The 13,709-nt window shown below is 40.1% G+C and carries 9 protein-coding genes, 1 tRNA gene and 1 pseudogene; all 11 read left to right on the top strand.

All coding sequences use genetic code 11. The features are described from left to right. A pseudogene (locus ACFINL_RS06970) lies at window positions 1-65 on the top strand (elongation factor Tu); the annotation flags it as partial. A 47-nt stretch (window positions 66-112) separates the two neighbouring features. Next, window positions 113-188, top strand: a tRNA-Trp gene (locus tag ACFINL_RS06965). 199 nt (window positions 189-387) lie between these two features. Beyond that, window positions 388-600: a preprotein translocase subunit SecE gene (gene secE, locus ACFINL_RS06960; RefSeq protein WP_273790652.1), complete on the top strand. Its 213-nt coding sequence runs from the start codon at window positions 388-390 to the stop codon at window positions 598-600. 20 nt (window positions 601-620) lie between these two features. Further along, window positions 621-1,151: a transcription termination/antitermination protein NusG gene (gene nusG / locus ACFINL_RS06955; RefSeq protein WP_273790740.1), complete on the top strand. Its 531-nt coding sequence runs from the start codon at window positions 621-623 to the stop codon at window positions 1,149-1,151. 150 nt (window positions 1,152-1,301) lie between these two features. Next, entirely contained in the window at window positions 1,302-1,730 is a 429-nt protein-coding gene (gene rplK / locus ACFINL_RS06950) for a 50S ribosomal protein L11 (protein ID WP_273723157.1), read from the top strand. A gap of 4 nt (window positions 1,731-1,734) precedes the next feature. Further along, window positions 1,735-2,439, top strand: a complete 705-nt coding sequence (rplA, locus tag ACFINL_RS06945; RefSeq protein WP_375613460.1) for a 50S ribosomal protein L1 — start codon at window positions 1,735-1,737, stop codon at window positions 2,437-2,439. Window positions 2,440-2,793: 354 nt separating this feature from the next. After that, complete coding sequence (gene rplJ / locus ACFINL_RS06940; RefSeq protein ID WP_012755027.1) at window positions 2,794-3,312, top strand: 50S ribosomal protein L10; 519 nt, start codon at window positions 2,794-2,796, stop codon at window positions 3,310-3,312. Between the two features lie 101 nt (window positions 3,313-3,413). Continuing rightward, entirely contained in the window at window positions 3,414-3,785 is a 372-nt protein-coding gene (gene rplL, locus ACFINL_RS06935) for a 50S ribosomal protein L7/L12 (RefSeq protein ID WP_273790654.1), read from the top strand. A 289-nt stretch (window positions 3,786-4,074) separates the two neighbouring features. Beyond that, entirely contained in the window at window positions 4,075-8,223 is a 4,149-nt protein-coding gene (rpoB, locus tag ACFINL_RS06930; RefSeq protein WP_375612113.1) for a DNA-directed RNA polymerase subunit beta, read from the top strand. 172 nt (window positions 8,224-8,395) lie between these two features. Beyond that, complete coding sequence (rpoC, locus tag ACFINL_RS06925; protein ID WP_375612114.1) at window positions 8,396-12,607, top strand: DNA-directed RNA polymerase subunit beta'; 4,212 nt, start codon at window positions 8,396-8,398, stop codon at window positions 12,605-12,607. A 714-nt stretch (window positions 12,608-13,321) separates the two neighbouring features. Next, window positions 13,322-13,495, top strand: coding sequence for a hypothetical protein (locus tag ACFINL_RS06920; protein ID WP_375612115.1), 174 nt, complete (start codon window positions 13,322-13,324; stop codon window positions 13,493-13,495). Window positions 13,496-13,709 lie beyond the last annotated feature (214 nt).

Below are 13,709 nucleotides of genomic sequence, written 5' to 3'. Positions count from 1 at the left end.
GTTTTGCTATTCGTGAAGGTGGTCGTACTGTTGGTGCCGGTATCGTCTCTAAGATCATTGAATAAATAATGCTTGTTAAAGGGGTGTTAAAAGTGTTTTAGTTTTGAGAGTTAGGGGTATAGCTCAGTTGGTAGAGCGGCGGTCTCCAAAACCGCAGGTCGCGGGTTCAAGTCCTGCTGCCCCTGCCAAAGAGGGATTTTACATATAAGGGAGTGGATTTTGCTGCCTTTTTCGCTTTTTTTGATATGGGGCTTGTTTTTTTGTGTGTGAAACGGTATTGAATAGAAAGTAAGGAAATTGCATAAGTCTGAAAGTTGGCTTTTGCATTTTTTCCTGTTTATTTTGTTCTATAAAACACAATAGGACTAGAGAGAGTATAGTGTGACGATGGCATCTAAAACCAATCCGATTACCTTTTTGAAGCAGGTTTATGCAGAAACAATTAAAGTGAAATGGCCTACACGTCGTGAGACGGTTATTTCTACTATTATGGTTTTGTTGGTAACTGCATTGGCTTCAGCTTTCTTTTTTATTGTGGATCAGGTTATGCATTTTGGTGTTTGGCGGGTTATTGATCTTCTGAAATATCTTTTTAGTTGAGAATGTAAGGAAGTGTGACTGTGGCAGCTCGTTGGTATATTGTTCAGGCATATTCAAATTTTGAAAAGAAAGTAGCGGAAGCTATTGATAAGGAGGCAAAGCAAAAGGGACTTGATCATCTTTTTGAAAAGATTTTTGTTCCAACAGAGCGTGTTGTAGAGGTTCGTCGTGGACGCAAAGTTGATACTGAGCGAAAATTTTTTCCTGGTTATGTTCTTGTTCGTGCTGAGTTAACAGATGAAGTTTATCATCTTATTAAGAATACGCCTAAAGTGACAGGTTTTTTAGGGTCGGATGCGCGTCCTGTTCCTATTTCTGATCGAGAGGTTGAACAAATTCTCAAACAAGTTCAGGAAAGGGTTGAGTCTCCAAAGTCCTCTGTATTGTTTGAGGTTGGAGAGCAAGTTCGCGTTGCTGATGGTCCTTTTGTTTCGTTTAATGGAATTGTTCAAGAGGTTGAAGAAGAGCGCTCTCGTCTTAAGGTTGAAGTGCTTATTTTTGGGCGTCCTACGCCTGTTGATTTGGAATTTGGTCAGGTTGAAAAACTCTGATTAAACTTAGAGTAGTTTTAATTACTTTAAGGAAGGAGTGGGAGGTGATTTATAGCTTTTGTCGGCTTAATGATCCGAACCACGTGACTGCAATCGGGTAACGGGCAAGATGAATTGTCAGTATACCAGTGAAATTAAAGGCAGATTGTTATGGCAAAAAAAAGTATAGGTCAGCTTAAGTTGCAGGTCCCTGCAGGAGCTGCTACTCCATCTCCACCAATTGGTCCAGCTCTTGGGCAGCGTGGTATTAATATCATGGAATTTTGTAAGGCGTTTAATGCAGCGACACAAGAAATGGAAAAGGGGGCACCGATTCCAGTTGTTATTACGTATTACCAAGATAAGTCTTTCACCTTTTCTCTCAAGACGCCTCCTGTATCATTCTTTTTAAAGAAGGAAGCAAACCTGAAATCTGGCTCAAAAGAGCCTGGTAAAGTGTCTGTAGGAAGCATTTCTCGCGATAAAATTCGTTCGATTGCGGAATCAAAGATGAAAGATCTTAATGCGAATGACATTGAGGCAGCAATGCGTATGGTTGAAGGTTCTGCTCGCTCGATGGGCTTGGAAGTGGTGGGCTAATATTATGGCAAAAGTAGCAAAAAGAATAAAAAATATCCGAAAAGATATTGATTTTAATGAACTCTACGCTTTAAAAGATGCCGTTTCAATGGTTAAGGAGCGTGCCGTTGCTAAGTTTGATGAAACAATCGAAATTTCAATGAACTTGGGTGTTGATCCTCGTCATGCTGATCAAATGGTTCGAGGCGTTGCTCATTTGCCTAATGGAACAGGGAGAAATATTCGTGTTGCCGTTTTTGCTCGTGGGGATAAGGCTGAGGAAGCTAAGGCGGCAGGAGCTGATATTGTGGGTGCCGAAGATTTATTTGAAAGCGTTAATAGAGGGACTATAGATTTTGATCGTTGTATTGCAACGCCAGACATGATGCCTCTTGTTGGTCGTCTTGGTAAGATTCTTGGTCCACGGAGTTTGATGCCGAATCCGAAAGTTGGTACTGTAACACTTGATGTCGCCGGTGCTGTCAAAGCTTCTAAAGGTGGTGCTGTTGAGTTTCGTGTAGAAAAAGCTGGTATTGTGCATGCTGGTATTGGTAAGGCTTCTTTTGGTGTTGAAAAAATCGTAGAAAATATAAAAGCCTTTGCAAGTGCAGTTATTAAAGCCAAACCGCAAGGTGCAAAAGGTGAGTATATTAAGCGCGTTGCTGTTTCGTCGACTATGGGAATTGGTGTTAAAGTTGATCCAGCAACGGTTCGTTCAGAGCTAGTATAAGCTGATTTATAATTTTGTTTTGGGGTATGGGAATATCAAAATTGTATTTAAAATGCTGATTTTGATCAGCTCGCTATCTAAGCTTTATAGGGCTTAGGTTGTACCGGGAGAAATTCCGGAATATCCTGTCCGAGATTGTAGGTGATGCTTTTAAGTATCTTAATCAAAAAAACCTGCATGAGACTGGGGTAAAAACTGAGAGTTAAAAGACTTAAAGGGTTTGAGCCAAGGTTGCCTTTGAACGCTGTGCGTGAAAAAGGGGACAGGATCCTCATCGGTGACATGAAGTATTTTATGTTATCAAAGGTAACCAACAGGTTTGTTTTAAGCAAATCTGTTAAATGGAGAGAGACAGTGAATAGAGCGGAAAAACGCGAATTTGTTACATGGCTTAACGAGGCTTTTCGGAAGTCTGGTTCTGTTGTTGTTGCACATTATTCCGGTCTGACAGTTTCACAGATGAATGATCTGCGTTCGAAAATGGGTGAAGCTGGCGGTGCCGTTAAGGTCGCCAAAAACCGTCTTGCTAAAATCGCTCTTCAGGGCACGGAATCTGAATCGATAGTGGGTTTGTTTACTGGACAAACACTTATTGCTTATTCAGAAGATCCAATCACAGCACCGAAAGTTGCTGTTGATTTTGCGAAAAGCAATGACAAATTTGTCATACTTGGCGGTTCAATGGGTGCAACAAGTTTAACTGTAGATGCTGTGAAGTCATTGGCTTCATTGCCTTCATTAAACGAGTTGCGTGCAAAACTTGTGGGTATGATTTCTACCCCTGCGACCCGTATTGCACAGGTTGTTAATGCCCCTGCTGGTCAGGTTGCACGTGTCATTGGAGCATATGCTCAGGAGGATAAGGCGGCTTAAGGCTGTTTGTATTCACGTTTATGGAAGAGCTTTAATGCTTTTCTGTTTTTTTGAATAAGATTTAATAATGGTTCAAATCTTTTAATTGAAGGAATTTAAAAATGGCTGATCTAGAGAAGATCGTAGAAGACCTTTCTAATCTAACCCTTTTGGAAGCCGCTGAGCTTTCTAAGTTACTTGAAGAAAAGTGGGGAGTTTCGGCTGCTGCTCCTGTAGCTGTCGCTGCTGTTGCTGGTGCTGCTGCTCCAGCTGCTGAAGAAAAAACAGAATTTGATGTTATTCTTGTTGAAGGTGGCGCACAAAAAATTAATGTTATTAAGGAAGTTCGTGCTCTTACTGGACTTGGTCTTAAAGAAGCTAAAGATCTGGTTGAAGGTGCACCTAAGCCTATTAAAGAGGCTGCTTCTAAAGAAGAAGCAGAAAAAATTAAATCTCAACTTGAAGCTGCCGGTGCTAAGGTGGAACTTAAGTAAATTTAATTTTATCGGCGGGCATTTATGTTCGCCGATTTTCTTTCTCTTAATACAAAGAGGGAAAATAATGAGTAAAAAACTTTTCCCAATGGTTTCGTAACAGGAATGGGATAGGTTTGGATTACTTACCCCTTCATCATAGAGTCAAAGAGATAAATGGCTTATGTTGGTAGGGAAAGTTAATGATGCTCATTATTGAGTGTCAAGTGAACTGGTCTGCATATGCAGGTTAATGGTATAAGGCTTTCAAGGTTGGTCTACCTTGAAGAGTAAAGATCAAGGAGCGACGATGGCTCAGACTCACGCAATGATGTCTCAATTCAATGGTCGTAAGCGCGTACGGAAATTTTTTGGTAAGATTCCTGAAGTAGCAGAAATGCCGAATCTTATTGAGGTTCAAAAAGCCTCATACGATCAATTTCTCATGGTTGAGGAACCGAAAGGTGGGCGACCAGATGAAGGTTTGCAAGCTGTTTTTAAATCGGTTTTTCCTATTTCAGATTTTTCCGGTACAGCTATGCTTGAGTTTGTAGGTTATGAATTTGATTTACCAAAATTTGATGTTGAAGAGTGCCGTCAACGTGATTTAACTTATGCTGCCCCATTAAAGGTCATATTGCGTTTGATTGTTTTTGATGTTGATGAGGATACTGGCTCCAAAGATATCAAAGACATTAAAGAGCAAGGCGTTTATATGGGCGATATGCCTTTAATGACGACGAATGGTACCTTTATTGTTAATGGTACGGAGCGTGTTATTGTTTCTCAGATGCATCGTTCTCCTGGTGTCTTTTTTGACCATGATAAAGGAAAGTCCCATTCATCAGGAAAGCTTCTTTTTGCTGCTCGTGTTATTCCGTATCGTGGTTCTTGGCTTGATATTGAGTTTGATGCTAAGGACATCATTTATGCGCGTATTGATCGACGGCGCAAGATTCCTGTTACTAGTCTTTTGATGGCATTAGGTATGGATGCGTCGGATATTTTATCGACGTTTTATGATAAAGTGACTTATGAGCGTGATGGAGAAGGATGGCGAGTTCCTTATTCTGTGGATCGCTTTAAAGGAATGAAGCTCATTTCTGACCTTATAGATGCAGATAGTGGTGAAGTCGTTGCGGAGGCTGGTAAAAAATTAACAGTTCGTACTGCGAAGTCTTTGGTAGAAAAAGGACTTAAAGCGGTTAAAGTTAGTGAAGATGATTTATTAGGTTGTTATCTAGCTGAAGATATCGTCAATTACGAAACAGGTGAAATCTACCTTGAAGCTGGTGATGAAATTGACGAAAAAGTATTAAAAGTTCTGCTCGATGTTAGTGCTGATCAAGTCAATATTCTTGATATTGATCACATGAATATTGGCGCTTACATCCGCAATACTTTGAAGGTGGATAAAAATGAAAGTCGGCAGGATGCGTTATTTGATATTTACCGGGTGATGCGTCCAGGTGAACCTCCAACAATCGATACAGCAGAAGCAATGTTCCATTCATTGTTTTTTGATCCAGAGCGTTATGATCTTTCAGCTGTCGGGCGTGTTAAGATGAATTTACGTATGGATCTTGATTGTCCAGACACAGTTCGCATTTTACGCCAAGAGGATATTCTTGCTGTTGTTAAGATGTTGGTTGAATTGCGTGATGGACGTGGTGAAATTGATGATATTGATAATCTTGGCAACCGTCGCGTTCGTTCCGTCGGGGAGTTGATGGAAAATCAATATCGCATTGGTCTTCTTCGTATGGAACGTGCGATAAAAGAGCGTATGTCATCGGTTGAAATTGATACAGTTATGCCACAGGATTTGATCAATGCAAAGCCTGCGGCAGCAGCAGTCCGTGAATTTTTTGGGTCTTCACAATTGTCGCAGTTTATGGATCAAACCAATCCATTGTCAGAAATTACCCATAAGCGCCGTCTTTCTGCTCTTGGTCCAGGTGGTTTGACTCGTGAACGTGCGGGTTTTGAAGTCCGTGACGTACATCCTACGCATTATGGTCGTATTTGTCCGATTGAAACACCAGAAGGCCCCAATATTGGTCTGATTAACTCCTTAGCAACATTTGCGCGAGTTAACAAATATGGCTTTATTGAAAGCCCATATCGAAAAATTATTGATGGAAAAGTCACAAAAGAAGTTATTTATCTTTCAGCGATGGAAGAAGCAAAGCATTATGTCGCTCAGGCTAATTCTTCATTAGATAACGAAGGTCGTTTTATAGAAGAGTTTGTTGTTTGCCGTCATGCTGGTGAAGTTTTAATGGCGCCGCGTGATCATGTTGATTTGATGGATGTTTCACCAAAACAGTTGGTTTCAGTTGCAGCAGCGCTTATTCCTTTTTTGGAAAATGATGATGCGAATCGTGCGCTTATGGGATCGAACATGCAGCGTCAAGCAGTTCCTCTTGTACGCGCTGAAGCGCCATTTGTTGGGACGGGAATGGAATCTATTGTTGCGCGCGATTCAGGAGCTGCTGTGAGTGCAAAACGTAGTGGTGTTGTTGATCAAGTCGATGCTACCCGTATTGTTATCCGTGCAACAGAAGATTTAGATCCTTCAAAATCAGGCGTTGATATTTACCGCTTACAGAAATTTCAGCGTTCTAATCAGTCCACTTGTATTAATCAGCGTCCTCTTGTACATGTCGGTGATAGGGTAGAGAAAGGTGATATCATTGCAGATGGTCCATCCACGGATCTTGGTGATTTGGCTCTTGGGCGGAATGTTCTCGTAGCCTTTATGCCTTGGAATGGATACAATTATGAAGATTCTATTTTGTTATCCGAGCGCATTGTTGCTGATGATGTGTTTACTTCAATTCATATCGAGGAATTTGAAGTTGCGGCACGCGATACAAAACTTGGACCTGAGGAAATTACGCGCGACATTCCTAATGTTGCGGAAGAAGCGTTAAGAAATCTTGATGAAGCTGGCATTATTTATATTGGTGCTGAAGTTCAACCAGGTGATATTTTAGTTGGAAAGATTACCCCGAAAGGTGAAAGTCCCATGACGCCGGAAGAAAAGCTTCTGCGTGCAATTTTTGGGGAAAAGGCATCCGATGTTCGTGATACTTCTATGCGTATGCCTCCTGGGACTTTTGGTACTGTTGTTGAAGTTCGCGTTTTTAATCGCCATGGCGTGGAAAAAGATGAACGTGCGATGGCAATTGAGCGTGAAGAAATTGAGCGTTTAGCAAAAGACCGTGATGATGAACAGTCTATTCTTGATCGCAATGTTTATGCGCGCCTCACCGATATGTTGACAGGTAAAGTTGCTGTAGAAGGTCCGAAAGGCTTTTCGGGTAGTAAAAAGCTTGATAGTACAGTAATGGGGCATTATCCGCGATCCCAGTGGTGGCAATTTGCTGTTGAGGATGAAAAGCTTCAAAATGAAATTGAAGCTTTGCGCAAGCAATATGATGAATCAAAAGAAGCATTACAACGTCGCTTTATGGATAAGGTTGAAAAGGTCCAAAGAGGTGATGAAATGCCTCCTGGTGTCATGAAAATGGTGAAAGTTTTTGTGGCTGTGAAGCGCAAAATCCAACCAGGTGACAAGATGGCGGGACGTCACGGGAATAAGGGTGTTGTTTCACGTATTCTTCCCGTAGAGGATATGCCATTTCTTGAAGATGGGACCCATGCTGATATCGTCTTGAATCCGCTGGGTGTGCCTAGTCGTATGAATGTTGGACAAATTCTTGAAACGCATCTTGGTTGGGCATGTGCGGGGATGGGCAAGAAGATTGGTGCTTTGTTAGAGTTATATCAAGAGACTGGGGATATATTGCCGTTGCGTCAGCGTATTGAAAATCTTATGCCTGATGATAATCATAATGAACCAGTTCGTCAGTATGATAATGAAAGCCTTTACAAATTGGCATTGCAGATGAAGAAAGGGGTTTCAATTGCAACGCCTGTTTTTGATGGAGCACATGAGTCTGATATTAACATGATGCTGGAAGACGCAGGCTTAGATAGTTCAGGGCAGGTTACGCTTTATGATGGTCGTACTGGGGAGCCTTTTGATCGTCCAGTAACGGTGGGATATATTTACATGTTGAAATTGCATCACCTTGTTGATGATAAGATTCATGCGCGTTCTATTGGTCCCTATTCACTTGTTACGCAGCAGCCATTAGGAGGTAAGGCACAATTTGGTGGTCAGCGTTTTGGTGAAATGGAGGTATGGGCGCTTGAAGCTTATGGTGCTGCATACACTTTGCAGGAGATGCTAACAGTAAAATCAGATGATGTGGCTGGTCGAACAAAAGTCTATGAGGCAATTGTGCGTGGTGATGATACATTTGAGGCAGGTATACCCGAAAGCTTTAATGTGTTGGTAAAAGAAATGCGCTCACTTGCTCTTAATGTGGAGCTTGATGATGCGCGTGAACTTATTGCACAGCGGGCATTGTCTGATACGGCAGAATAATAATTCAAGGAGCGCACTAGAAAAGGGCTGCGCTCTTATTACTTTAAGAGGCTCAATAACCTTATTAAGGCTATACAGGTCATTTTTAAAAGTAAATGTATTTTAAAGAAGATCTGTTATAAAATAAATGAGATATTACAACAGGTTCTAAGAATCTTTGAAGGAGAACAGCATGAACCACGAGGTCATGAATCTTTTCAATCCTCAAGCGCCAGCGCAGACATTTGACTCTATTCGTATTTCTATTGCGAGTCCTGAGAAAATTTTGTCCTGGTCGTATGGTGAGATTAAGAAGCCTGAGACTATTAATTATCGGACTTTTAAACCAGAACGTGATGGTCTTTTTTGTGCACGTATATTTGGCCCTATTAAGGACTATGAATGTCTATGTGGCAAATATAAACGCATGAAGTATAAGGGCATTATTTGTGAAAAATGTGGTGTAGAGGTTACTCTTTCGCGCGTACGTCGTGAGCGTATGGGGCATATTGAACTTGCGGCACCCGTTGCGCATATATGGTTTCTTAAATCATTACCAGGCCGTATTTCTACACTTTTAGATTTAACTTTAAAAGATATTGAACGGGTTCTTTATTTTGAGAATTATATTGTAACCGAACCAGGGTTAACATCTCTTAAGCTCCATCAGCTTCTTTCTGAAGAAGAATATATGCTTGCTATTGATGAATTTGGAGAAGATCAGTTTACAGCTATGATTGGCGCTGAAGCTATTTACGAGCTTTTAGCTAGTATGGAGTTAGATAAAATCGCTAATGATTTGCGTCTTGAATTAGCTGAAACAACTTCAGAGTTAAAGCAGAAAAAATTGATTAAACGACTTAAAATCGTTGAAAATTTTCTTGAATCTGGAAATAAGCCAGAGTGGATGATTATGAAAACAATTCCGGTTATTCCACCGGATTTGCGTCCATTGGTTCCGCTTGATGGTGGGCGTTTTGCGACATCAGATCTGAATGATCTTTATCGGCGTGTTATTAATCGTAATAACCGCTTGAAGCGGCTGATTGAATTGCGAGCTCCTGGAATTATCGTACGCAATGAAAAGCGTATGGTACAAGAAGCTGTTGATGCATTGTTTGATAATGGACGGCGTGGGCGTGTGATTACTGGAGCCAATAAACGTCCTCTTAAGTCTTTATCAGATATGTTGAAGGGCAAGCAAGGGCGTTTTCGTCAGAACTTACTTGGGAAGCGTGTTGATTACTCGGGGCGTTCTGTTATCGTGACGGGTCCTGAATTAAAATTACATCAATGTGGTCTTCCCAAAAAAATGGCTCTTGAATTATTTAAGCCTTTTATTTATGCGCGGCTTGATGCAAAAGGCTATTCATCAACGGTAAAGCAGGCAAAGAAGCTTGTTGAAAAAGAACATCCAGAAGTTTGGGATATCTTGGATGAGGTTATTCGTGAACACCCTGTTTTGCTCAATCGTGCACCAACATTGCACCGTTTGGGAATTCAAGCTTTTGAGCCTATCTTGATTGAGGGAAAAGCTATACAGCTACATCCATTGGTGTGTACTGCTTTTAATGCGGATTTTGATGGTGATCAGATGGCGGTTCATGTTCCGCTTTCTCTTGAAGCACAACTTGAAGCCCGTGTTTTGATGATGTCCACCAATAATATTCTTCATCCGGCCAATGGTGCTCCCATTATTGTTCCCTCACAGGATATGGTTCTTGGTCTTTATTATCTTTCAATTGTTTCTGAAAAAGAACCAGGTGAAGGAATGGCCTTTTCTGATATAGGTGAGCTTCATTATGCCTTGGAAAATAAGGTTATAACGCTTCATACGAAGATTAAAGGCCGTGTTAAGAATATGGGGAAGGATGGAAAAGAAGTCTCTAAACTTTATGATACGACACCTGGTCGTTTGATTATCGGTGAGCTTTTGCCAAAAAGTGCGGATATCTCATTTGATATTGTCAATCAAGAGATGACGAAAAAGAACATTTCTAAAATGATTGATCATGTTTATCGGCACTGTGGACAAAAAGAGACGGTTATTTTTTGTGACCGTATTATGCAGCTTGGCTTTTCTTATGCTTGTCGTGCAGGAATTTCATTCGGTAAGGACGATATGGTTATTCCTGATAGTAAGTCGCGTTTAGTCGCAGAAACAGAAGCTTTGGCTAAGGAGTACGAACAGCAATATAATGATGGTTTGATTACACAAGGTGAAAAATACAATAAGGTTGTAGATGCTTGGGGTAAATGTACAGATCGCGTCGCAGATGAAATGATGAAACGTATTCAAGCTGTGGATTTTGATCCTAAAACAGGTCGTCAACGGCCGATGAATTCTATCTATATGATGTCGCACTCTGGTGCTCGTGGTTCTGCTAACCAGATGAGACAATTGGCCGGTATGCGTGGATTAATGGCAAAACCATCGGGTGAAATTATTGAAACACCCATTATTTCAAATTTTAAAGAAGGTCTAACTGTTAATGAATACTTCAATTCCACGCATGGTGCACGTAAAGGACTTGCTGATACTGCGTTAAAGACGGCGAACTCTGGTTATTTAACACGGCGTCTTGTTGATGTTGCACAGGATGCTATTATTTCAGCAGTTGATTGTGGTACCGCAAAAGGGCTTACCATGCAGCCGATTGTTGATGCAGGACAAATTGTTGCCTCCCTTGGGCAAAGAATTCTTGGTCGTACAGCGCTTGTTGATATTCTACATCCTGTCTCTGGAGAGGTTATCCTTGAAGGTGGAGCAATGATTGAGGAAGCTGATGTCGCGAAGATTGAAGCAGCTGGGATTCAATCTGTTCAAATTCGTTCTGCATTAACATGTGAAACACGTCTTGGTGTTTGTGCAAAATGCTATGGTCGTGATTTGGCGCGTGGAACACCTGTTAATCAGGGAGAAGCGGTTGGTGTTATTGCTGCTCAATCCATTGGTGAGCCGGGAACACAGCTTACTATGCGTACTTTTCACTTAGGAGGAACTGCGCAGGTTGTTGATTCATCGTATTTAGAGGCATCTTATGAAGGTAAGGTGGAGATTCGTAATCGTAATGTAGTTCGTAACTCTGAAGGCCATTTGGTTGTTATGGGGCGTAATATGGCTATCCTTATCAAGGATGAGTTAGGAAAAGAGCGCGTTGTACATCGTGTTAGCTATGGTGCTCATATTTTTGTTGATGATGGTGATGTGGTTAAACGTGGCCAACGTATAGCAGAATGGGATCCTTATACACGTCCAATTTTAACGGAAGTTGAAGGCTATGTGGGTTTTGAAGATATGATTGATGGTTTATCTGTCACTGAAACAGCTGATGAATCTACGGGTATTACGAAGCGTTTGGTGATTGATTGGCGCGCTAATCCACGTGGTGCGGATCTTAAACCAGCTATTATTATTCACACGGATAAAGAAGGTGAATCCATTGCTAAATTGTATAAGGGAGGTGAAGCCCGTTATATGATGTCAGTGGAAACTATTCTTTCTGTTGAGCTTGGTGCTCATGTTAAGGCTGGTGATGTTATTGCTCGTTTGCCAATGGAAAGTGCCAAGACGAAAGATATTACGGGTGGTCTTCCTCGTGTGGCTGAGCTTTTTGAAGCGCGTCGTCCAAAGGATCATGCGATTATTGCTGAAGTTAGTGGTACAATTCGATTTGGCCGTGGTTATAAGAATAAACGTCGTATCATTATTGAACCAAATGATGAAACTCTTGAGGCAGTAGAATACTTGATTCCAAAAGGTAAGTTGTTCCACTTCCAAGAAGGCGATCAAATTGAAAAGGGAGATTATATCCTTGATGGTAATCCAGCACCTCATGACATCTTGGCGATTAAGGGGGTTGAAGCTTTGGCATCTTATCTTGTTAATGAGATTCAGGAGGTTTATCGTCTGCAGGGAGTTCTTATTAATGATAAGCACATTGAAGTGATTGTTCGTCAAATGTTGCAAAAAGTTGAAATTACTGAATCTGGAGATTCTGGTTATATTCCAGGTGATAATGTTGATCGTATTGAACTTGATGAAATCAATGATAATTTGATTGCAGAAGGGAAGAAACCTGCATCTGGTAATCCCATTCTTCTTGGAATTACAAAAGCTTCTCTTCAAACACCTTCTTTCATTTCGGCGGCATCGTTTCAGGAAACAACACGTGTTCTTACTGAAGCAGCAGTTTCTGGTAAAATTGATACTTTGCAAGGACTTAAAGAGAACGTTATTGTCGGTCGTCTTATTCCAGCAGGTACGGGTGGTACAATTTCTCAAATCCGTCGTATTGCTGCAGTTCGTGATGATTTGATTGTAGATGAGCAGCGTAAGTCTAGTAATAACGAAGTGGCTAAGGCTATGTTGACAAATATGACAACCGGGGCCGTTACTGAATAATTTAAATACAACACCACATAATATAAAAACGTCTGAATAGAAAGTTCAGACGTTTTTTATTTCGAAATGCAGAAGTTGTATATTTTCTTGAAAAATATCAAAAATTATAAGGCGATAGTTATTTTAAACATCTTTAGTAGCTTATTATTTTGTAATGATGCTTATCTTTTTTGTTACTTTATTTTAAAGTTTCTTAATTTCTAAAAGCAGTATAGAATTTTTCCCAAATATGTGAAACTCAAAAATCATATTCAAGGAAAAGAGTTGATTATCTACAAATCAAATAAGATTGATTTTGAACTTTAGGAAAATTTTTGATTGATATCTTCTATAAAAATTTAAAAGGACTTATGATGAAAGATCAAGAGTCTTTTCTATAATCTAAAAAATAATTGATTCTCTACTATACAATGTTTGTGAATGTATTTTCTTCTAAATTAGAATGCAGAAAAGTAGAGATTAAGGTGCTCACTAAGTTTTATAAAAAATAGACATATTTCTTATAACAATGTGATCTATGCAGACAGAATAATAAAATGTACGAATATTATTCAATTGGAAAATTAACACGTGAGTTTTCAATAATAGCTCGAACTTTGCTATGAAGAAGAGGGACTTCTTATCCCTTTTCGGTGTGGAAGTACACGGCTTTATACATAAACGGATCGTCATAAGTTAAAACAAATCCTGTATGCTAACAGAGTAAAATTTTCGTTGTCTGAAATATCTGATATGTTGACAATGGTTGGAAAACCACCTGATGATGAGAAAAAGCTTAAGAAATTAATTGCAGGAATTCATAAAAAACAAACTGATTTAAAGCAGATGCAGCATGATGTTGATGATCTTCTACAGGATTTAGAACGAATTGAAGAGAGTTTTTTTTGAGAGCTTAGCGGAGTTGGGGGGTAGTCATTGATTATAAATTTATTTTGTCTTCTTTTAGACTAATTTCTTTCTCTTAAAAGAGATAGATTATACCGTCTCTAAGGGGAATATTTACCACTGCGTGAAATGTGTAAGTCATTTAAAGAAATAGAGTGTTTGAAAAAGCTGCAAAGGTATTTTCGCAGTATATTATTCTTGATAAGAAAAAACTATT

Origin of the sequence: Bartonella sp. AA78NXGY (genome assembly GCF_042197005.1) — a bacterium.
Lineage (GTDB): Bacteria > Pseudomonadota > Alphaproteobacteria > Rhizobiales > Rhizobiaceae > Bartonella.
Note: the sequence above shows the minus strand (reverse complement) of the source record. Positions and strands in the feature narration are given on the sequence as shown.

Excerpts from the sequence above, each read along its gene's own strand:
- secE (WP_273790652.1), top strand. The coding sequence starts at position 388 with ATGGCATCTAAAACCAATCCGATTACCTTTTTGAAGCAGGTTTATGCA.
- rplK (WP_273723157.1), top strand. The coding sequence starts at position 1,302 with ATGGCAAAAAAAAGTATAGGTCAGCTTAAGTTGCAGGTCCCTGCAGGA.
- rplA (WP_375613460.1), top strand. The coding sequence starts at position 1,735 with ATGGCAAAAGTAGCAAAAAGAATAAAAAATATCCGAAAAGATATTGAT.
- rplL (WP_273790654.1), top strand. The coding sequence starts at position 3,414 with ATGGCTGATCTAGAGAAGATCGTAGAAGACCTTTCTAATCTAACCCTT.
- rpoB (WP_375612113.1), top strand. The coding sequence starts at position 4,075 with ATGGCTCAGACTCACGCAATGATGTCTCAATTCAATGGTCGTAAGCGC.
- rpoC (WP_375612114.1), top strand. The coding sequence starts at position 8,396 with ATGAACCACGAGGTCATGAATCTTTTCAATCCTCAAGCGCCAGCGCAG.